At 61.2% G+C, this 19,068-nt stretch carries 18 protein-coding genes; 16 read left to right on the top strand and 2 right to left on the bottom strand.

Annotation, left to right across the window (positions count from 1 at the left end; translation table 11 throughout):
- Window positions 1–47 precede the first annotated feature (47 nt).
- The 11 genes from ACQZ6J_RS26245 to ACQZ6J_RS26195 all read left to right on the top strand — a co-directional run bounded on the left by ACQZ6J_RS26245 (window position 48) and on the right by ACQZ6J_RS26195 (window position 9,552).
- Window positions 48–359, top strand: a complete 312-nt coding sequence (locus tag ACQZ6J_RS26245; protein ID WP_163985857.1) for an FtsB family cell division protein — start codon at window positions 48–50, stop codon at window positions 357–359.
- Between the two features lie 157 nt (window positions 360–516).
- Entirely contained in the window at window positions 517–1,560 is a 1,044-nt protein-coding gene (gene pdhA / locus ACQZ6J_RS26240; protein ID WP_163985856.1) for a pyruvate dehydrogenase (acetyl-transferring) E1 component subunit alpha, read from the top strand.
- Between the two features lie 18 nt (window positions 1,561–1,578).
- Window positions 1,579–2,961 carry a pyruvate dehydrogenase complex E1 component subunit beta gene (locus tag ACQZ6J_RS26235; RefSeq protein WP_449086275.1) on the top strand — a complete coding sequence of 461 codons (1,383 nt, stop codon included), beginning with the start codon at window positions 1,579–1,581 and terminating at the stop codon, window positions 2,959–2,961.
- A gap of 15 nt (window positions 2,962–2,976) precedes the next feature.
- Window positions 2,977–4,347, top strand: a complete 1,371-nt coding sequence (locus tag ACQZ6J_RS26230; protein WP_449086274.1) for a pyruvate dehydrogenase complex dihydrolipoamide acetyltransferase — start codon at window positions 2,977–2,979, stop codon at window positions 4,345–4,347.
- 138 nt (window positions 4,348–4,485) lie between these two features.
- Window positions 4,486–5,127, top strand: coding sequence for an SGNH/GDSL hydrolase family protein (locus ACQZ6J_RS26225; RefSeq protein ID WP_449086273.1), 642 nt, complete (start codon window positions 4,486–4,488; stop codon window positions 5,125–5,127).
- A 52-nt stretch (window positions 5,128–5,179) separates the two neighbouring features.
- Complete coding sequence (gene lpdA / locus ACQZ6J_RS26220) at window positions 5,180–6,643, top strand: dihydrolipoyl dehydrogenase (RefSeq protein WP_163985852.1); 1,464 nt, start codon at window positions 5,180–5,182, stop codon at window positions 6,641–6,643.
- 55 nt (window positions 6,644–6,698) lie between these two features.
- Window positions 6,699–6,953, top strand: a complete 255-nt coding sequence (locus ACQZ6J_RS26215; protein ID WP_163985851.1) for a GlsB/YeaQ/YmgE family stress response membrane protein — start codon at window positions 6,699–6,701, stop codon at window positions 6,951–6,953.
- A gap of 136 nt (window positions 6,954–7,089) precedes the next feature.
- Window positions 7,090–7,338 carry a GlsB/YeaQ/YmgE family stress response membrane protein gene (locus ACQZ6J_RS26210; RefSeq protein WP_015339819.1) on the top strand — a complete coding sequence of 83 codons (249 nt, stop codon included), beginning with the start codon at window positions 7,090–7,092 and terminating at the stop codon, window positions 7,336–7,338.
- A 35-nt stretch (window positions 7,339–7,373) separates the two neighbouring features.
- Window positions 7,374–8,345 (top strand): lipoyl synthase, encoded by a 972-nt coding sequence (lipA, locus tag ACQZ6J_RS26205; RefSeq protein WP_163985849.1) that lies wholly within the window; start codon window positions 7,374–7,376, stop codon window positions 8,343–8,345.
- 157 nt (window positions 8,346–8,502) lie between these two features.
- Window positions 8,503–9,096, top strand: coding sequence for an AAA family ATPase (locus ACQZ6J_RS26200; protein WP_449086272.1), 594 nt, complete (start codon window positions 8,503–8,505; stop codon window positions 9,094–9,096).
- 9 nt (window positions 9,097–9,105) lie between these two features.
- Entirely contained in the window at window positions 9,106–9,552 is a 447-nt protein-coding gene (locus ACQZ6J_RS26195) for a type II toxin-antitoxin system RatA family toxin (RefSeq protein ID WP_163985847.1), read from the top strand.
- Between the two features lie 12 nt (window positions 9,553–9,564).
- Here ACQZ6J_RS26195 and ACQZ6J_RS26190 read toward each other — a convergent pair whose 3' ends face one another.
- Together ACQZ6J_RS26190 and ACQZ6J_RS26185 are read right to left on the bottom strand one after the other, a co-directional pair.
- A complete protein-coding gene (locus tag ACQZ6J_RS26190; RefSeq protein ID WP_449086271.1) occupies window positions 9,565–10,059 on the bottom strand; it encodes a CinA family protein in 495 nt (164 codons plus the stop codon).
- Window positions 10,059–11,279 carry a bifunctional 2-C-methyl-D-erythritol 4-phosphate cytidylyltransferase/2-C-methyl-D-erythritol 2,4-cyclodiphosphate synthase gene (locus ACQZ6J_RS26185; protein ID WP_449086270.1) on the bottom strand — a complete coding sequence of 407 codons (1,221 nt, stop codon included), beginning with the start codon at window positions 11,277–11,279 and terminating at the stop codon, window positions 10,059–10,061. Before ACQZ6J_RS26185 ends, ACQZ6J_RS26190 begins: the two co-directional genes overlap by 1 nt.
- A 221-nt stretch (window positions 11,280–11,500) precedes the next feature.
- Here ACQZ6J_RS26185 and dusB point away from each other — a divergent pair, with 221 nt between their 5' ends.
- From dusB to ntrX, 5 genes are all read left to right on the top strand, one after another.
- Window positions 11,501–12,529 (top strand): tRNA dihydrouridine synthase DusB, encoded by a 1,029-nt coding sequence (gene dusB / locus ACQZ6J_RS26180; protein WP_449086269.1) that lies wholly within the window; start codon window positions 11,501–11,503, stop codon window positions 12,527–12,529.
- Window positions 12,526–13,683 (top strand): two-component system sensor histidine kinase NtrB, encoded by a 1,158-nt coding sequence (locus ACQZ6J_RS26175; RefSeq protein ID WP_163985844.1) that lies wholly within the window; start codon window positions 12,526–12,528, stop codon window positions 13,681–13,683. Before dusB ends, ACQZ6J_RS26175 begins: the two co-directional genes overlap by 4 nt.
- Window positions 13,680–15,131 carry a nitrogen regulation protein NR(I) gene (gene ntrC, locus ACQZ6J_RS26170; protein ID WP_163985843.1) on the top strand — a complete coding sequence of 484 codons (1,452 nt, stop codon included), beginning with the start codon at window positions 13,680–13,682 and terminating at the stop codon, window positions 15,129–15,131. The genes ACQZ6J_RS26175 and ntrC overlap by 4 nt, the downstream gene beginning before the upstream one ends.
- A gap of 283 nt (window positions 15,132–15,414) precedes the next feature.
- A complete protein-coding gene (locus ACQZ6J_RS26165) occupies window positions 15,415–17,688 on the top strand; it encodes a sensor histidine kinase NtrY-like (protein WP_163986317.1) in 2,274 nt (757 codons plus the stop codon).
- A complete protein-coding gene (ntrX, locus tag ACQZ6J_RS26160) occupies window positions 17,678–19,042 on the top strand; it encodes a nitrogen assimilation response regulator NtrX (RefSeq protein WP_163985842.1) in 1,365 nt (454 codons plus the stop codon). The genes ACQZ6J_RS26165 and ntrX overlap by 11 nt, the downstream gene beginning before the upstream one ends.
- The last annotated feature ends 26 nt before the right edge of the window (window positions 19,043–19,068 follow it).

The following is a 19,068-nucleotide window of genomic DNA, read 5'->3' as shown; positions in this document are numbered from 1 at the left end:
ATTGGCTTTGGGGCGAGGTTGCCTAAGCCAGGGCGTTTCGAGCGAGTATGTGGACAAAGTATCATAAGAAGAGAAGGTTCGGCCGTCTCGTTCTTCCCGCCATTACCATCGCTTTTGTGAGTTACTTCGGCTATCATTGCATTCATGGCGACTACGGCCTGAAGGCGACCGAGGTTTTCGAACAGCGCCGCATCGACCGTAGCAAGGAGCTGGCCGATCTCGTGGCAAAGCGCGAGCACCTTGAAAAGGAGGTCGCTTTGCTGAGCGATGGTTCTTTGGACAAGGATATGCTCGACCAATATGCGCGCTATCAGCTGACCTATTCCAAGGCGAACGAAATCGTCATATTCAACAAATAGTCACAATTAACCGAATTTTGGTTAATCGATTTTTCTTAAGTTATTTCAGTAGCTTGCAAAGAATATGAGCCATGCAATTATAGCATTGCTGTGGCGAACAATCTTGCCTATGTTAGGTCTCATCGTAAAACGAGGCTACTCACATAGGGAGGGTTGAATGGCGCCGCGAAAAAACGCGACCGTTTCCAGCCGTAAGACAGCATCAAGGCCTGCCAAGGAAACCAATGGCGGTCCGATCGCAGATTTCGATCGTGATGCGGAGCTGAAGGCTTATCGTGAGATGCTTCTCATCCGCCGCTTCGAAGAAAAGGCCGGCCAGCTTTACGGCATGGGCTTCATCGGCGGCTTCTGTCATCTCTACATCGGCCAGGAAGCTGTCGTCGTCGGCATGCAGCTGGCGCTGAAGGACGGCGATCAGATCATCACCGGCTATCGCGACCACGGACACATGCTGGCAACCGGCATGAGCGCGCGCGGCGTCATGGCCGAGCTGACCGGACGCCAGGGCGGCTATTCCCGAGGGAAGGGCGGCTCCATGCACATGTTCTCCAAGGAAAAGAATTTCTACGGCGGCCATGGCATCGTCGGCGCGCAGGTCTCTCTCGGCACCGGTCTCGGCTTTGCCAACTGGTATCGCGGCAATGACAATGTCAGTGTCGCCTATTTCGGCGACGGCGCTGCCAACCAGGGCCAGGTCTACGAAAGCTTCAACATGGCGCAGCTGTGGAAGCTGCCGGTCATCTTCGTGATCGAGAACAACCGCTATGCCATGGGCACCTCGACCGCGCGCGCCACCGCGCAGGCCGATTTCTCCAAGCGCGGCGCTTCTTTCGGCATTCCCGGCATCCAGGTGGATGGCATGGACGTTCGCGCCGTCAAGGCCGCGGCCGATGAAGCCGTTGCGCACTGCCGTTCCGGCAAGGGCCCGATCATCCTGGAAATGCTGACCTACCGTTATCGCGGTCACTCCATGTCCGACCCGGCCAAGTACCGTTCCAAGGACGAAGTGCAGAAGATGCGCTCCGAGCATGACCCGATCGAGCAGGTTCGTGTTCGCCTTCTCGAAAAGGGCTGGGCGACCGAGGACGATCTGAAGGATATCGACAAGGATGTCCGCGACATCGTCGCCGACAGCGCCGATTTCGCCCAGAACGATCCGGAGCCGGATGCATCCGAGCTCTACACCGACATTCTGCTCTAAATCGGGGAGGGACGATCAATGCCCATCGACATTCTCATGCCCGCCCTTTCTCCGACCATGGAAGAGGGTACACTTTCGAAATGGCTCAAGAAGGAAGGCGACAAGGTCGTTTCCGGTGATGTCATTGCCGAAATCGAAACCGACAAGGCCACCATGGAAGTGGAAGCCGTCGACGAAGGCGTCATCGGCAAGCTGCTGGTCGAGGCCGGTACTGAAGGCGTAAAGGTCAACGCCAAGATCGCCATCCTGCTGCAGGACGGCGAATCGGCCGACGCCATTTCGTCCGCCAAGGCAGCGCCCGCTGCCGAGCCGGCAAAGGCCGAGGCCCCTGCCGCCGCTCCGGCACCCGCGGCCGCGCCGGTTCCGGCCCAGCCGAAGGTTGCGGCTCCCGCCGATCCGGAAATTCCGGCCGGTACGGAAATGGTGTCGATGACGGTGCGTGAAGCGCTGCGCGACGCCATGGCCGAGGAAATGCGCGCCAACCCGGACGTCTTCGTCATGGGTGAGGAAGTGGCCGAATATCAGGGCGCCTACAAGGTGACCCAGGGCCTGCTGCAGGAATTCGGCGCCCGCCGCGTCGTCGATACCCCGATCACCGAGCATGGTTTTGCCGGTATCGGCGTCGGCGCCGCCATGGCCGGTCTTCGCCCGATCGTCGAATTCATGACCTTCAACTTCGCCATGCAGGCGATCGACCAGATCATCAACTCCGCCGCCAAGACGCTCTATATGTCCGGCGGCCAGATGGGTGCTCCGATCGTCTTCCGCGGTCCGAACGGTGCTGCTGCCCGCGTCGGCGCTCAGCACAGCCAGGACTATGCCGCCTGGTACAGCCAGATCCCCGGCCTCAAGGTCGTCATGCCTTACACGGCAGCCGACGCCAAGGGCCTGCTGAAGTCGGCTATCCGCGATCCGAACCCGGTCATCTTCCTCGAGAACGAAATTCTCTACGGCCAGCACTTCGACGTGCCGAAGCTCGATAATTTCACGGTGCCGATCGGCAAGGCCCGCATCCATCGTCCGGGCAAGGACGTTACGGTCGTCTCCTTCGGCATCGGCATGACCTATGCCACCAAGGCGGTCGCCGAGCTCGAAGCCCAGGGCATCGATGTCGAACTTATCGACCTGCGCACCATCCGCCCGATGGATCTTCCGGCGGTGATCGAATCCGTCAAGAAGACCGGCCGTCTGGTGACCGTCGAGGAAGGCTATCCGCAGTCCTCTGTCGGCACGGAAATCGCCACGCGCGTCATGCAGCAGGCCTTCGACTATCTCGATGCGCCGATCCTGACGATTGCCGGCAAGGACGTACCGATGCCATACGCCGCCAACCTCGAAAAGCTGGCGCTTCCAAGCGTCGCCGAAGTGGTCGATGCGGTGAAGGCCGTTTGCTACAAATAAGGGGAGGGCTCATCGATGCCTATCAACATCACTATGCCTGCCCTCTCGCCGACCATGGAAGAGGGCAACCTCGCCAAGTGGCTGGTCAAGGAAGGCGACAAGATCAAGTCCGGCGATGTGATCGCTGAGATCGAGACTGACAAGGCAACGATGGAAGTCGAGGCCGTCGATGAAGGCACCGTTGCCAAGATCGTCATTCCGGCCGGCACCGAAGGCGTCAAGGTCAATGCCTTGATCGCGGTGCTCGCTGCCGATGGCGAAGATGTTGCCGCTGCTGCTTCCAGCGCTGGCGGCGGCGCTGCTCCGGCTGCGAAGGAAGCTCCAAAGGCGGAAGCGGCTCCGGCGGCGGCCCCTGCTGCAGCGCCTGCTCCGGCAAGCGTTTCGGCTCCTGCCGCACCAGCCCCGGCGCCGGCTGCATCGGCTCCGGCAGCAAATGATGGTCATCGCACCTTCGCTTCGCCGCTCGCACGCCGCCTTGCCAAGGAAGCCGGCATCGACGTGACTGCCGTCTCCGGCACCGGCCCGCATGGCCGCGTGGTCAAGAAGGACATCGAGGCTGCGGTTTCCGGCGGCACGGCCAAGGCTGCTCCCGCAGCAGCATCGGCTGCACAGCCGGCCGCTGCTCCCGCCGCCGCGCCGAAGGGCATGTCCGACGACGCCGTCCTCAAGCTGTTCGAGCAGGGTTCCTACGAGCTCGTTCCGCATGACGGCATGCGCAAGACCATCGCCAAGCGCCTGCAGGAATCCAAGCAGACGATCCCGCACTTCTACGTCTCGGTCGATTGCGAACTCGACGCGCTGCTGGCACTGCGCACGCAGCTCAACGATTCCGCTCCGAAGTCGAAGGACGGCGTGCCGGCCTACAAGCTCTCGGTCAACGACATGGTCATCAAGGCCCTGGCGCTGGCACTGCGTGATGTTCCGGATGCCAACGTCTCCTGGACCGACAGCAACATGGTCAAGCACAAGCATGCCGATGTCGGTGTTGCCGTCTCCATTCCTGGCGGCCTGATCACGCCGATCATCCGCAGCGCCGAGCAGAAGACGCTCTCGACCATCTCCAACGAGATGAAGGACTACGGCAAGCGCGCCAAGGAGCGCAAGCTGAAGCCTGAGGAGTATCAGGGCGGTACGACTGCCGTGTCGAACATGGGCATGATGGGCGTCAAGAACTTCGCCGCCGTCGTCAACCCGCCGCATGCGACCATTCTGGCCGTCGGCGCGGGCGAACAGCGCGTCATCGTCAAGAAGGGCGAAATGGCGATTGCCACCGTGATGACCGTCACGCTGTCGACCGATCATCGTGCCGTCGATGGGGCGCTCGGTGCCGAACTCCTGGCCGCCTTCAAGGGCTACATCGAAAACCCGATGGGGATGCTCGTCTGAGCCTGGAGCCGGATGATTTTAGGTCGAATAGACCTAAAATCTGAATCCGTTCCGGAATTAACTAGGGAGAGCGTGATGTCGCCCGAAAACCGCTTACACTTTTCGGCATCACGCTCTGGTCACGACACGGAGGCATGAATGACCAAGACCGTTCTGTGTTATGGCGACTCGCTGACATGGGGTTATAGCGCCGAGACGATCGGCCGTCATGCCTATGAAGACCGGTGGCCGAGCGTGCTGCAAAATGCGCTCGGCAATCAGGTCCACGTCATTCCGGAAGGATTGAACGGCCGCACCACCGCCTTCGACGATCATCTCGCCGATTGCGATCGCAACGGCGCGCGGATTTTGCCGACGATCCTGCAGACCCACAACCCGCTCGATCTCGTCGTCATCATGCTGGGCACCAACGACATGAAGCCGGTCGTCGCCGGCTCGGCCTTTGCCGCTCTGCAAGGTCTCAGCCGGCTGATCCAGCTCGTGCGCAATCACGCCTGGGGATTCGACTACGAGGTGCCCGACATCCTCATCGTCGCCCCGCCGGCGATCTCTGAGACCGCCAATCCCGCGTTCGCCGCGAGCTTCCTCGGCGCCGTCAAGGAATCGGCCAAGCTGCCGACGCTCTACAGCGATCTGGCCGATGAGTTGGGCTGCGGCTTCTTCGATGCGAATTCCGTTGCCGTCACCACACCGCTCGATGGCGTGCATCTCGATGCGGAAAACACCCGGGCGCTCGGTCGCGGCCTAGAGCCGATCGTGCGGATGATGCTCGGTCTCTGATAAATTCAAGGCGCCGGCTCTGATCCGCCGCCACCAATAAGGCAGGAAACACATGGCTGAGAATTACGACGTCATCATCATCGGATCCGGTCCCGGCGGTTACGTCGCTGCCGTGCGCGCCGGCCAGCTGGGCCTGAAGACCGCGATCGTCGAGCGCGAGCATCTGGGCGGCATCTGCCTCAACTGGGGCTGCATACCGACAAAGGCGCTGCTCCGTTCGGCCGAAATTCTCGATCATTCCAACCATCTGAAGGATTACGGCCTTGTTCTCGAAGGCAAGGTAAGCCCCGATGTGAAGGCAGTCGTCGCCCGTTCGCGCGGCGTGTCTGCCCGCCTCAATACCGGCGTCGGCTTCCTCATGAAGAAGAACAAGGTCGATGTCATCTGGGGTGAAGCCAAGATCACCAAGGCTGCGACCGGCGCTCAGCCAGGCGAGATCGTCGTCAGCAAGTCGACCAAGCCGGTCGTCGAGCCGCAGCATCCGGTGCCGAAGAACGTCAAGGGCGAGGGCACTTACACTGCCAAGCACATTATCATCGCCACGGGTGCTCGTCCGCGCGCTCTGCCCGGCATCGAGCCGGACGGCAAGCTGATCTGGACCTATTTCGAAGCGCTGAAGCCGGACTTCCTGCCGAAGTCGCTGCTCGTCATGGGCTCCGGCGCCATCGGCATCGAGTTCGCGAGCTTCTATCGCTCGATGGGTGTCGACGTCACCGTCGTCGAGGTCATGCCGACGATCATGCCGGTCGAGGATGCCGAAATTTCCGGCATCGCCCGCAAGCAGCTCGAAAAGCGCGGCCTGAAGATCTTCACCAAGGCCAAGGTCACGAAGGTTGACAAGGCTGCCAACAGCATCACCGCCCATGTCGAAACCGAAGACGGCAAGGTGCAGCAGATCGTCGCCGATCGCATGATTTCCGCCGTCGGCGTACAGGGCAACATCGAGAATCTCGGTCTCGAGGCGCTTGGCGTAAAGACTGACCGCGGCTGCGTCGTCATCGATGGCTACGGCAAGACCAACGTGCCGGGCATCTACGCGATCGGCGACGTCGCCGGCCCGCCGATGCTGGCGCACAAGGCCGAGCACGAAGGCGTCGTCTGCATCGAGAAGATCGCCGGCCTGCCGAATGTCCATCCGACCGACAAGAGCAAGGTTCCGGGCTGCACCTATTGCCAGCCGCAGGTTGCCTCCGTCGGCCTGACCGAAGCCAAGGCCAAGGAACTCGGCCGCGACATCCGCGTCGGCCGCTTCTCCTTCGCCTTCAACGGCAAGGCGATCGCGCTTGGCGAAGACCAGGGCCTCTGCAAGGTCATCTTCGACAAGAAGACCGGCGAGCTGCTCGGTGCGCACATGGTCGGCGCCGAGGTGACGGAACTTATCCAGGGCTTCGTTGTCGCCATGAACCTGGAGACGACGGAAGAAGAGCTGATGCACACGATCTTCCCGCATCCGACCGTTTCGGAAACGATGAAGGAAGCCGTGCTGGACGCCTACGGCCGGGTGCTGAACGCTTGATAATTTCCTGCCCCGCCCTTTATCCGAGGGGTGGAAAACAGGAAAGGAAATCAACATGTCTATCACTACGGAAGGTTGGGTCGTCTTTCTTCTTATCGGGCTGGTCGCGGGTTTTCTCGCGAGCCTGGTTGTTGGCGGCGGTGGGCTCATCAGTTGCCTGGTGAGCGGCGTGATCGGAGCTTTCGTGGGCGGTTTCCTCTTCCATTGGTTCGGGATATCGCTCGGTATAGAAAATGCGCTGGTGGTGGAAATCATCCATGCCACCGTCGGCGCGATCGTTGTGGTGCTGTTGGCGAGATTGATCGCCTAGAGCAATTCCAGGAAAATTGCATAGCGGTTTTCCGTCCGGAATTGCGTAAAAACAAAAGGATAGAGCGTTTTTGCGATTCGAGGAAAAGCGGAAAAGCTCTAGAGCACCTTGGTAGTACGCCTGGAACGAGGGATTGATGGAAAGCGTAGGTTGGCTGGGTCTGATCATCATCGGCGGTCTTGCGGGTTGGCTCGCAGGCAAGTTGATGGATGCACGCTATGGGGTCATTCTCAACATCATCCTCGGTATTGCCGGCTCGGTCGTGGCTGCGGCGCTGATGGTGGCCCTGCATGTCGGCGTGCCCGGCGGCCGGCTTGGCTTTTTCATCACCGGTTTCATCGGTGCATGCATTCTGATATTCCTCGCCAAATTCGCGCGGCGATGAAGGGCCGCATCTAGGCGGCGGAAAGTAGACGTTTCATGGTCACGATACTCGACAGGATCACCCCCGATGCAAAGCGCGTCAGGCATCCGGAGAAGGCGCACAAGCCGGACACGGAAGTCCTGCGCAAGCCGGACTGGATTCGCGTGAAGGCGCCGACGTCGAAGGGCTATGCCGAAACACGCTCGATCGTGAAGGAGCACAAGCTCGTCACGGTCTGCGAGGAAGCCGGCTGCCCGAATATCGGCGAATGTTGGGACAAGAAGCACGCCACCTTCATGATCATGGGTGAGATCTGCACGCGTGCCTGCGCCTTCTGCAACGTCGCGACCGGCAAGCCGAACGCGCTCGACATGGCAGAGCCGGAAAACGTCGCCAAGGCCGTCAAGGAGATGGGCCTCAGCCACGTCGTCATCACCTCGGTCGACCGCGACGACCTGGCAGACGGTGGCGCCGAGCACTTCGAGAAGGTGATCTGGGCGATCCGCGCCGCTTCGCCGACGACCACGATCGAGATCCTGACGCCTGACTTCCTGAAGAAGCCGGGTGCGCTCGAGCGTGTGGTCGCCGCCAAGCCAGATGTCTTCAACCACAACATGGAAACCGTACCGGGCAATTATCTGACGGTTCGTCCCGGCGCGCGCTATTTCCATTCCGTTCGCCTGCTGCAGCGCGTCAAGGAGCTGGATCCGACCATGTTCACCAAGTCCGGCATCATGGTCGGCCTTGGTGAGGAGCGTAATGAAGTCCTTCAGCTGATGGACGACCTGCGCACCGCCGATGTCGACTTCCTGACCATCGGCCAGTATCTGCAGCCGACGCGCAAGCACCATCAGGTCATGAGCTTCGTGACGCCGGATGAGTTCAAGTCCTATGAGACCGTGGCCTATACCAAGGGCTTCCTCATGGTGTCCTCGAGCCCGCTGACCCGCTCGTCGCATCATGCCGGCGACGATTTCGAGCGGCTGCGCGCTGCTCGCGCCAAGAAGCTGCTGCTGGCGGCCGAATAAGCCGAACAGGATCGAGGCTTGTCTTTTGAACGAACCGCGGCACAATCGCCGCGGTTTTTGTGTGGGCTGTTATTTGTTCGTCATATCGGCGGAATAGGGAGCACGCCGCCGTTTGTTGCCGGTGTCGGTGTCTTAGAGGCGATTGTGGAGCTGGACCGTGGAGCAGATCGTCGCGCCGCAGGCGCTTGCCTATGCCGTTAATATCGATCAAGCGACCGGCCTTATCAGAAAGGCGAATCGCATCCTGGTCATGGGGTGCTCCGGCGGCGGCAAGTCGACCCTGTCGCTGGAGATCGCTGCCCGCTTCGGCTTTCCCTATATCTCCATCGATCGCGACGTTCTGTGGTTGCCGGGCTGGGTCGAGCGCGGCAGGGAGGAGCAGCGCGCCATCATCGTTGCCAAGGTGCAGGGCGAGCGATGGATCATGGATGGCACCAATCCCTCGACATTCGATGCGCGCCTGCCACGCATCGATCTCGTCATCTGGGTGCGGATGCCGCGCCTGCTTTGCATCTGGGGCGTCGTCTCGCGCTGGATAAAGTGGATGGGTCGCACACGCCCGGAAATGGCGCCGGGCTGCATCGAGAAGGTCGATTGGGAATTCCTGCGCTTCATCTGGACATTCGAGGAGAAGTTTACGCCGCGCGTTCTTGCGGGTCTTGCCGAACATGGCCCGGAAGTGCCTGTTTTGCAGCTGAAATCCCGCGGCGAAATGCGTCAGCTTCTTGATCTTCTTGGCCGTCCTGCTTAATTGCGGCTCATGCCTCAATTCGAAACCCATCGCCCCGTTCCGCATTCACCCGATCAGATGTTCGACCTCGTCGCCGACGTGGAGCGTTATCCGGAGTTCCTGCCGCTTTGCGACGCGCTTGTGGTCCGCAGCCGCAAGGAGCGAGACGGCAAGATCCTGCTGATTGCCGATATGACCGTCGGCTACAAGGCGATCCGCGAGACCTTCACGACGCAGGTACTGCTGAACAAGGCGGAACGCGCGATCGACGTGAAATACATCGACGGCCCCTTCAAGTATCTCGACAATCGCTGGCGCTTCACGCCCTCGGAGAATGGCGGCTGCGTGATCGATTTCTTCATCGATTATGAGTTCAAGAGCCGCATTCTCGGGGCCTTGATGGGATCGATGTTCGATAGGGCCTTCCGCATGTTCACCGACGCCTTCGAGACGCGTGCGAACAAGATATACGCGTGAAGCTGCGTGCGGTCACCGACCGAGTGCGACGAGCATCTCCAATGCCGTCGTCAAGGTGGCGAGCCGGACATTGTCGCGGCCGATATCGCCGTAGCGCATTTCACGATGGATAAGCGTGCCGTTGCGCGCCTTGGCCGCCAGATGGACGAGGCCGACAGGTTTTTCCGCGGAGCCGCCGCCGGGACCGGCGACGCCGGTAACGGCCACGGCAAAATCGGCCCGGGAGCGGAAGAGGGCACCGTGCACCATCTGCAGCGCCGTTTCCTTTGATACCGCGCCGAATTGCGCGAGCGTCTGTTCCTGGACGCCGAGCATCTCCATCTTGGCGGTATTGGTGTAGGTCACGAAGCCGCGATCGATCACGGCGGAGGAGCCGGGAATCTCCGTCAACGCGCCGGCGATCAGGCCGCCGGTGCAGGATTCTGCCGTGGCGACCATCCAGCCCTTTGCCGTGAAATCCGTGACGATTGTTTGCGCAAGCGCGAGAATTTCATCCGGGAAATGCATTATGCCTTGCCTCCGCGATAGACGACTGTCGCCGTCGCGATGGCGGCAATGCCCTCGCGCCGGCCGATGAAGCCGATTTTCTCGTTTGTCGTTGCCTTCACCGAGCAGCGATCGATGCTGATGTTCAGAAACTCCGAAAGCCTGGCGCGCATGGTGTCGCGATGCGGCCCGACCTTGGGCGCTTCGGCGATCAGCGAGACGTCCGCATTCATGATGGTGCCGCCGCGCTCGCGCACGATTTTGGCCGCATGCTCGATGAAGATGCGGGACGGCGCGCCTTTCCATTGCGGATCGGAAGGAGGGAAATGGTCGCCGATGTCGCCGGCGCCGCATGTGGCGAGCAGGGCATCCGTCAGGGCATGCAGGGCCACATCGGCATCGGAATGTCCCTTCAGCCTTTGGTCATGCGGTATGAACACGCCGCAGAGAACCACGCCGTCGCCGGGCTCCAGCTGGTGCACGTCATAGCCGTTGCCGGTACGCACGTCCGGCAGCAGGCCGGCATTGAGCTTTTCATCGGCCATGGCAATATCCCTTCTGATAGTCAGTTTCACATTGTCGGCGCTGCCGGTAACCAATGTCACCGGCAGGTTACACCATTCCGCAATCGCTGCATCGTCGGTAAAATCGGTTTTGCCGTCAGCATCCGCTTTCTCGTGCGCGGCAAGAATATCGGCGAAGCGGAAGGATTGCGGCGTCTGCGCGGCATGAAGCCTCGTGCGCGGCACGGTATCGACGACCAGCCCGTTTGTGTCGCCGCGCTTCAGCGTGTCGGTGACAGGCATGGCGGGCAGCACGGCCGGCGCGCCGGCGGCAAGCGCCGCAGCGACGCGATCCAGCAGATCATGGTCGAAGAAAGGGCGTACGGCATCATGGATCATGACATGCGTCACGCCGCTTTCCTCAAGTTGCCGGAGCCCGGCAAGCACGGATTGCTGTCGCGTCGCGCCGCCGAAGGCGATCTCGATCTCGGGCAAGCCGGCAACCTGTTCCAACGCCGAACGCAGCAGGGTTTCATCGTCGCGATGGATGACCACGACGATCTTCGATGCCCGCGGCCATGTCACGAATCTTTCAAGCGTATGCGCAATAACCGCTCTGCCGCCGATCGGGCGATACTGCTTGGGGCCTTCTTCCGGAGAGCCCGCCCGTTCGCCGCGCCCGGCGGCAACGATCACGATTCCCACCGACAGCGGTTGCGTTGAATGCATTTGCGTCATAAACCCCCGAAGGATGAAAGGCTCGGTCTCCGGCATGGCGTTGAAAAGCGTAGAGCTTTCCTTTGCACAAGCACATGCTAAATAGATCGCCAAACGGGATCCTGCTTCAGCAGGGTCTATCGCCTCAACTGAGTATTTTCCAGCATTTGCCCAAAAAATATCGGCATCCTCCGAAACCCCTTGGCAAACTTTTAAAGCGTGTCTAAAAATAGTGCAGATGTATGGTGTGCCCGAAAGATAATCATTTGCTTTCTTCCAAGCTTGCAGCCTCCTTTTCCATCGGTTCCGTGCCTATCCGAAATCGCGTGATCCTTGCACCGATGTCGGGCGTGACCGATCTTCCTTTCCGTCAGCTCGCCCTGCGTTATGGCGCCGGCCTTGTTGTCACGGAAATGGTTGCAAGCCGCGAGCTCGTGCAGGACACGGCTGAATCCTGGGCACGTCTGAAGAGCGCCGGATTGAAGCCGCATATGGTGCAGCTTGCCGGCCGTGAGGCGCATTGGATGGCGGAGGCGGCGAAAATCGCGGCCGACAATGGCGCCGATATCATCGATATCAACATGGGGTGCCCGGCCAAGAAGGTCATCGGTGGCTATTCCGGCTCGGCGCTGATGCGCGACCCGGATCATGCGCTGACATTGATAGAGGCGACGGTCGGCGCGGTGAACATCCCCGTGACGCTGAAGATGCGGCTCGGCTGGGATGAGAACACCATCAACGCGCCTCATATCGCGCGCCGTGCCGAAGAAGCCGGTATCCAGCTCGTGACCATTCATGGTCGCACGCGCATGCAGTTTTATGAGGGCAGGGCGGATTGGGATGCGATCCGCGCCGTGCGCGATGTCATCTCCATTCCGCTTGTCGCCAACGGCGATGTCGAAACGGCGGATGACGCTCAGGAACTCCTGAGGCGCTCCGGTGCCGACGCCGTCATGATCGGCCGCGGTTGTCAGGGCCGTCCGTGGCATGCTGGCGTTCTGGCCGGTCATCGCCAGCCAGGCCGCCAGGAGATCGTCGATATTGCACTCGAACATTACCGGATGATGCTGGAGTTCTACGGCGAGGCGGTCGGCATTCGCCACGCCCGCAAGCATCTCGCCTGGTATCTCGACCGGTACGCGCCGGCGACGACAGGTGCCGACAAGGCGAAAATCATGACGTCGAAAGAGAGTGGCGAGGTGGCCGCATCATTCCATGCGGCATTGCAGGCCGGCGCCGATCTCGCCCAATGCGTTCAGGAGGCTGCATGACTTCGAAATCCAGCTCCGGAGCCGGGGATAACACGGCTAATTCCGTGGCCATGGCTGTCCTCAACGCGATCCAGAACCCCGTCGTCATGGTCGACGAGGCGGGACTGATCGCCTTTGCCAATTGGGAGGCGGAAGCCTTTTTTGGCGCAAGCGCCTCGCATCTGTCGCGCTACAAGATCTCGACATTCATCCCCTTCGGTAGCCCTTTGCTGGCATTGATCGACCAGGTGCGCGAGCGCCGGGCGCCCGTCAACGAATACCGCGTGGATCTCAGCTCTCCGCGCCTGGGGCAGGACAAGCTGGTGGACCTCTACGTCGCGCCGGTTCCGAGCGACATAGGCTCCGTGGTGGTCGTGTTCCAGGAACGCTCCATGGCGGACAAGATCGACCGGCAATTGACCCATCGCGCCGCTGCGCGCTCGGTCACCGGCCTTGCCTCCATGCTGGCGCACGAGATCAAAAATCCGCTGTCCGGCATTCGCGGCGCCGCCCAGCTGCTCGAACAATCGGTCGAGGACGACGATCGTGCGCTGACGCGCCTCATCTGCGACGAGACCGACCGTATCGTCTCGCTCGTCGATCGCATGGAGGTTTTCTCCGACGAACGGCCGGTCGACCGCGTGCCCGTCAACATCCATTCCGTGCTGGACCACGTGAAGGCCATCGCCAAGGCCGGTTTCGCCCGCAACATCAAGATTTCCGAGAACTACGACCCGTCTCTGCCGGCGGTTTTTGCCAACCGCGACCAGCTCATTCAGGTCTTCCTCAATCTGGTGAAGAACGCCGCCGAGGCGGCCGGCGACCGGCAGGACGGCGAGATCATGCTGACGACGGCCTATCGGCCCGGCATCAGGCTTTCGGTTGCCGGCACGCGCGAGAAGATCTCCTTGCCGCTGGAATTCTGCGTCATCGACAACGGTCCCGGCGTCCCGCCCGATCTCGTGCCGCACCTGTTCGATCCGTTCATCACCACGAAGACGAATGGAACCGGCCTCGGCCTTGCGCTGGTCGCCAAGATCATCGGCGACCACGGCGGCATCGTCGAATGCGACAGCCAGAACCATCGCACCACATTCCGCGTTTTGATGCCCGCCTCCAAGGGCATCACTTTAGAAGATGCCCCCCTTCCGAACTCTACAGGGACTACTCGATGACAGCCACGATCCTTGTCGCCGATGACGACGCGGCCATCCGTACCGTGCTCAATCAGGCTCTGAGCCGCGCAGGCTACGATGTACGCATCACGTCCAACGCCGCCACCCTCTGGCGTTGGGTCTCCGCCGGCGAAGGCGACCTCGTTGTAACCGACGTCGTCATGCCCGACGAAAACGCATTCGACCTGCTGCCGCGCATCAAGAAGGCGAGACCGGATCTGCCCGTTCTCGTCATGAGTGCACAAAACACCTTCATGACGGCGATCAAGGCCTCGGAGAAGGGTGCCTACGATTATCTGCCGAAGCCGTTCGACCTGACGGAACTGATCGCGATCGTCGGCCGGGCGCTGTCCGAACCGAAGCGCAAGCCGGCAAAGCTCGATGACGACATGCAGGATGGCATGCCGCTCGTTGGCCGTTCGGCCGCGATGCAGGAAATCTATCGCGTCCTCGCGCGCCTGATGCAGACTGATCTCACCCTGATGATTACCGGCGAATCCGGCACCGGCAAGGAGCTGGTGGCGCGGGCGCTGCACGACTACGGCAAGCGCCGCAATGGCCCCTTCGTCGCCATCAACATGGCCGCCATCCCGCGCGACCTGATCGAATCGGAACTGTTCGGTCACGAGAAGGGCGCCTTCACCGGTGCGCAGACCCGCTCGACGGGCCGCTTCGAACAGGCGGAAGGCGGCACGCTGTTTCTCGATGAAATCGGCGACATGCCGATGGATGCCCAGACGCGCCTCCTGCGCGTGCTGCAGCAGGGCGAGTACACGACCGTCGGCGGCCGCACGCCGATCCGCACGGACGTCCGCATCGTCGCCGCCACCAACAAGGATCTGAAGCAGGCGATCAATCAGGGCCTGTTCCGCGAAGACCTGTATTATCGCCTCAATGTCGTGCCGCTGCGTCTGCCGCCGTTGCGCGATCGCGCCGAGGATATTCCCGATCTTGTGCGCCATTTCGTGCAGCAGGCCGAAAAGGAGGGCCTGGGCTCCAAGCGCTTCGACCAGGAAGCGCTGGAACTCATGAAGGCCTATCCGTGGCCGGGCAACGTGCGCGAGCTGGAAAACCTGATCCGCCGGCTGATGGCGCTCTATCCGCAGGACGTCATCACCAAGGAGATCATCGACGCGGAACTGCGTGCCGACGTCCCCGATAGTCCGATCGAAAAGGGTCCCGTTCGCACCGGAACGATGACCATTGCCCAGGCGGTCGAGGAAAATATGCGGACCTATTTCGCCGGCTTCGGCGATAATCTCCCGCCGCCGGGCCTCTACGACCGCGTGTTGACGGAAATGGAATATCCGCTGATTCTCGCCGCCTTGACCGCGACGCGCGGTAATCAGATCAAGGCTGCAGATCTTTTGGGCCTCAACCGCAATACGCTGCGCAAAAAGATCAGAGAACTGGGAGTTTCGGTTTACAGAAGCTCCCGCACGGCTTGACAACGCAATCCGATGCGTTGCATTTTCGCCACAATGCGTTGCTTAAAGGTCACGCAGTTGATTCGTCTTTTTTGCAGTGGCGATTCGTCTGACTTTCCCTCGGAAAAGTGAGGGTTCGTCTGATCTTTCAGCATTTTGCAAAGATGACTTGAAGTAAAGGTTTCGCTCCTGTGCGAAACCGGACGACAGTTCCCGCCTTTGCCTGTTGCTCGCATGAAAGCCTGATATGGCTATGCGGTTTGACCAGGGCGCCAACCGTCGCTCGGGCGTGGAGATGATGGGAATGATGCAGGACGCGATGTCGCCGGCGGCGAGCGACGAGGCGGTTGTCAAGGTGACGGACCGTCGTGCTTCCTTTGCCCTGCCTGGCCTGATCTTGGCCGGCGGCGCGCTCCTGTGCGCTATCGCGACCCTGCTGATGCTTCTCGGGCTGACGCCCGTCGCGCCGACTTCCTCGGTCGTCTTTACCTCGGTCGTGATCAACGGCCTGTTCGTGCTGGGGTTGATCGCCTTGATCGCCCGCGAAGTCGGGCGCCTGGTGAAGGCGCGCAGCCGTGGCCGCGCCGCAGCGCGCCTGCATATCCGTATCGTCGCGCTCTTTTCGATCGTGGCGATCACGCCGGCTATCCTCGTCGCCATCGTTGCCAGCCTGACGCTCAATGTCGGCCTGGACCGGTGGTTCGGCGTACGCACGCAGCAGATCATCAGCTCATCGCAGAACGTCGCGCAAGCCTATCTCATGGAGAATGCGAGCTATCTGCAGGGACAGACCGTCTCGATGGCGAACGACTTGGAGCGCAATCGCTCGCTCTTCAATCTTGATCGCACCGGCTTTGCCGACCTGATGACGCGTCAGGCACGGGGCCGAGGCTTGCTGGGCGCCTTCCTTGTGCGTCGCGACGGCAGTGCCATCGTCCAGGCCGATATCAAGACCGAGCGGCCGCTGCCGGCCATTCCGAAGGATGCGCTCGATTCCTCGGCCAACGGACAGCCGACGCTCATCCCGCCTGGTGTGACCAACCTCGTCGGCGCGGTCATCAAGCTCGACGAAATCCCCGGTTCGTTCCTCTACACCGTGCGCGCGGTCGACCCTCGTGTCATGAACGCCATGCGGATGGTTGAGGACAACACCGTCGAATACAAGGCGATGGAAGAGGGGCGCATGTCGCTTCAGGTCGCCTTCGCCGTTCTCTACATCGGTTTCGCGCTCATCGTGTTGCTGGCGGCGATCTGGACCGCCATCGCGATCGCCGACCGTATTGTCCGACCGATCCGTCTCCTCATCAGTGCCGCGGACAATGTCGCCTCGGGCAACATGAACGTGCTGGTTCCCGTGCGCTCGGCGGACGGTGACGTCGGCAGCCTGTCGCGCACGTTCAACAAGATGATCTCGGAAATCCGCACCCAGCGCGATGAAATCCTGGAAGCGAAGGATGAGGTCGACGACCGCCGCCGCTTCATCGAGGCCGTGCTGTCGGGCGTGACGGCAGCCGTGATCGGCGTCGAGCATGATCGGCGCATCACCATCGTCAACACGTCGGCCGAAGATCTGCTGACGCTGAAAAGCGACGAGCTCATCGGCAAGAATCTGGCGGAGATTTCCCCCGAGGTCGATCAGGTCGTAACCGAGGCGACGACGCGCCTTCGCAACGATTTCCGCAAGCAGATCAGCCTCGTTCGCGGCGGAACGGTGCGGACGCTCAGCGTCCAGGTGACGCGCGAGGAAGCGCGCGATGCCAATGAATCCTATGTGATTACGCTCGACGACATCACCGATCTGGTCATAGCCCAGCGCTCGACGGCCTGGGCCGATGTCGCGCGCCGCATTGCCCATGAGATCAAGAATCCGCTGACGCCGATCCAGCTCTCCGCCGAGCGTATCCGCCGCCGCTTTGGCAAGAACATCGCCGATGTCGATCGTCCGGTCTTCGACCAGTGCACGGATACCATCATCCGGCAGGTCGGCGATATCGGCCGCATGGTCGACGAATTCTCCTCGTTCGCCCGCATGCCCAAGCCGACCATGGAGCCGAGCGATCTGCGCGATATTCTGCGCGACGCCGTGTTCCTGCGCGAGATGGGCAACAATCACGTCAAATTCGAGCGTGAGCTCGGCGACGAACGGCTGGAGGGGATGTTCGATGCCCGAATGCTCGGTCAGGCCTTCGGCAATCTCATCAAGAATGCCGTCGAGGCGATCGAAGGCGTGCCGAGCGATCAGGCGCGCGAGCAGCCGAAGGTTCTGGTGCGGTCGTCGCTGGATCCGGACCGCGATCGTTTCACCGTCGATGTCATCGACAACGGCCGCGGCCTGCCGGTGGAGAACCGTCACAGCATTCTCGAACCCTATATGACGATGCGCGAGAAGGGCACGGGCCTGGGTCTCGCCATCGTCAAGAAGATCATTGAAGACCATGGCGGACAGATCGAACTCCACGATGCGCCCGCCGATTTCGACCAGGGCAGGGGAGCCATGATCCGCGTGCATCTGCCGCGCCGTGAGCAGGCCGCCGTCGCCCAGACTGCAACTGACAAGGAAAGCGTCTATGGCATCTGATATTCTCGTAGTCGACGACGAGGAAGACATTCGCGAAATCGTTTCGGGAATTCTTTCGGATGAGGGTCACGAAACCCGAACGGCGCACGACAGTGACAGCGCGCTCGCCGCGATTTCCGATCGAGCGCCACGGCTGATTTTCCTCGATATCTGGATGCAGGGCAGCAAGCTCGACGGGCTTGCCCTGCTGGACGAGATCAAGGCGCGCCATCCTGATTTGCCCGTCGTCATGATTTCGGGTCACGGCAACATCGAAACGGCCGTTTCCGCCATCAAGCGCGGCGCCTTCGACTTCATCGAAAAGCCGTTCAAGGCCGACCGATTGATCCTAATCGCCGAGCGCGCCCTGGAAAATTCGAAGCTGAAGCGCGAGGTTTCCGAGCTGAAGCGCCGCACCGGCGATGCCGTCGAGCTGATCGGAACGTCTGTCGCCGTTTCGCAGTTGCGCCAGACGATCGACAAGGTCTCCCCGACCAACAGCCGCGTCATGATCTTCGGCCCGTCTGGTTCCGGCAAGGAACTCGTGGCCCGGATGATGCACAAGAAATCGACCCGTGCAAACGGTCCTTTCGTGGCGCTGAATGCGGCGACGATCACGCCTGAGCGGATGGAAATCGCGCTGTTCGGCACCGAGGGTTCGCCGGGGCAGGCACGCAAGATCGGCGCTCTCGAAGAGGCCCATCGCGGTATCCTCTATCTCGACGAAGTCGGTGAAATGCCGCGCGAGACACAGAACAAGATCCTGCGCGTGCTCGTCGATCAGCAGTTCGAGCGGGTCGGCGGCTCGAAGCGCGTCAAGGTGGACGTGCGCATCATCTCGTCCACGGCCTATAATCTCGAGAGCCGGATTGCCGAGAGCCTGTTCCGCGAGGATCTCTATCATCGACTGGCCGTCGTGCCCGTTCGCGTGCCGGCTCTTGCCGAACGACGGGAGGACATTCCGTTCCTCGTCGACCAGTTGATGCGCCAGATTTCCGAGCAGGCCGGCATCCGTCCGCGCCGAATCGGCGACGACGCCATGGCGGTGCTGCAGGCGCATGACTGGCCGGGCAACATCCGCCAGTTGCGCAACAACATCGAGCGTCTGATGATTCTGGCGCGTTCGGATGGTGCGGACACACCGATCACGGCGGAAATGCTGCCGACCGACCTCGGCGACATGCTGCCGAAGGTCTCCGCCAAGAACGACTACCACATCATGACGCTGCCGCTGCGCGAAGCGCGCGAAATGTTTGAGCGCGATTATCTCATTGCCCAGATCAACCGTTTCGGCGGCAATATATCGCGCACGGCGGAGTTTGTCGGCATGGAGCGTTCCGCGCTACATCGCAAGCTGAAATCGCTCGGCGTCTGAGCGGCCGCTCGGCACGTCATCGTCAT

This window comes from Rhizobium sp. A37_96 (assembly GCF_053521765.1).
The sequence above is the reverse complement of the archived record's forward strand: the minus strand, read 5'-3'. Positions and strand labels throughout refer to the sequence as shown.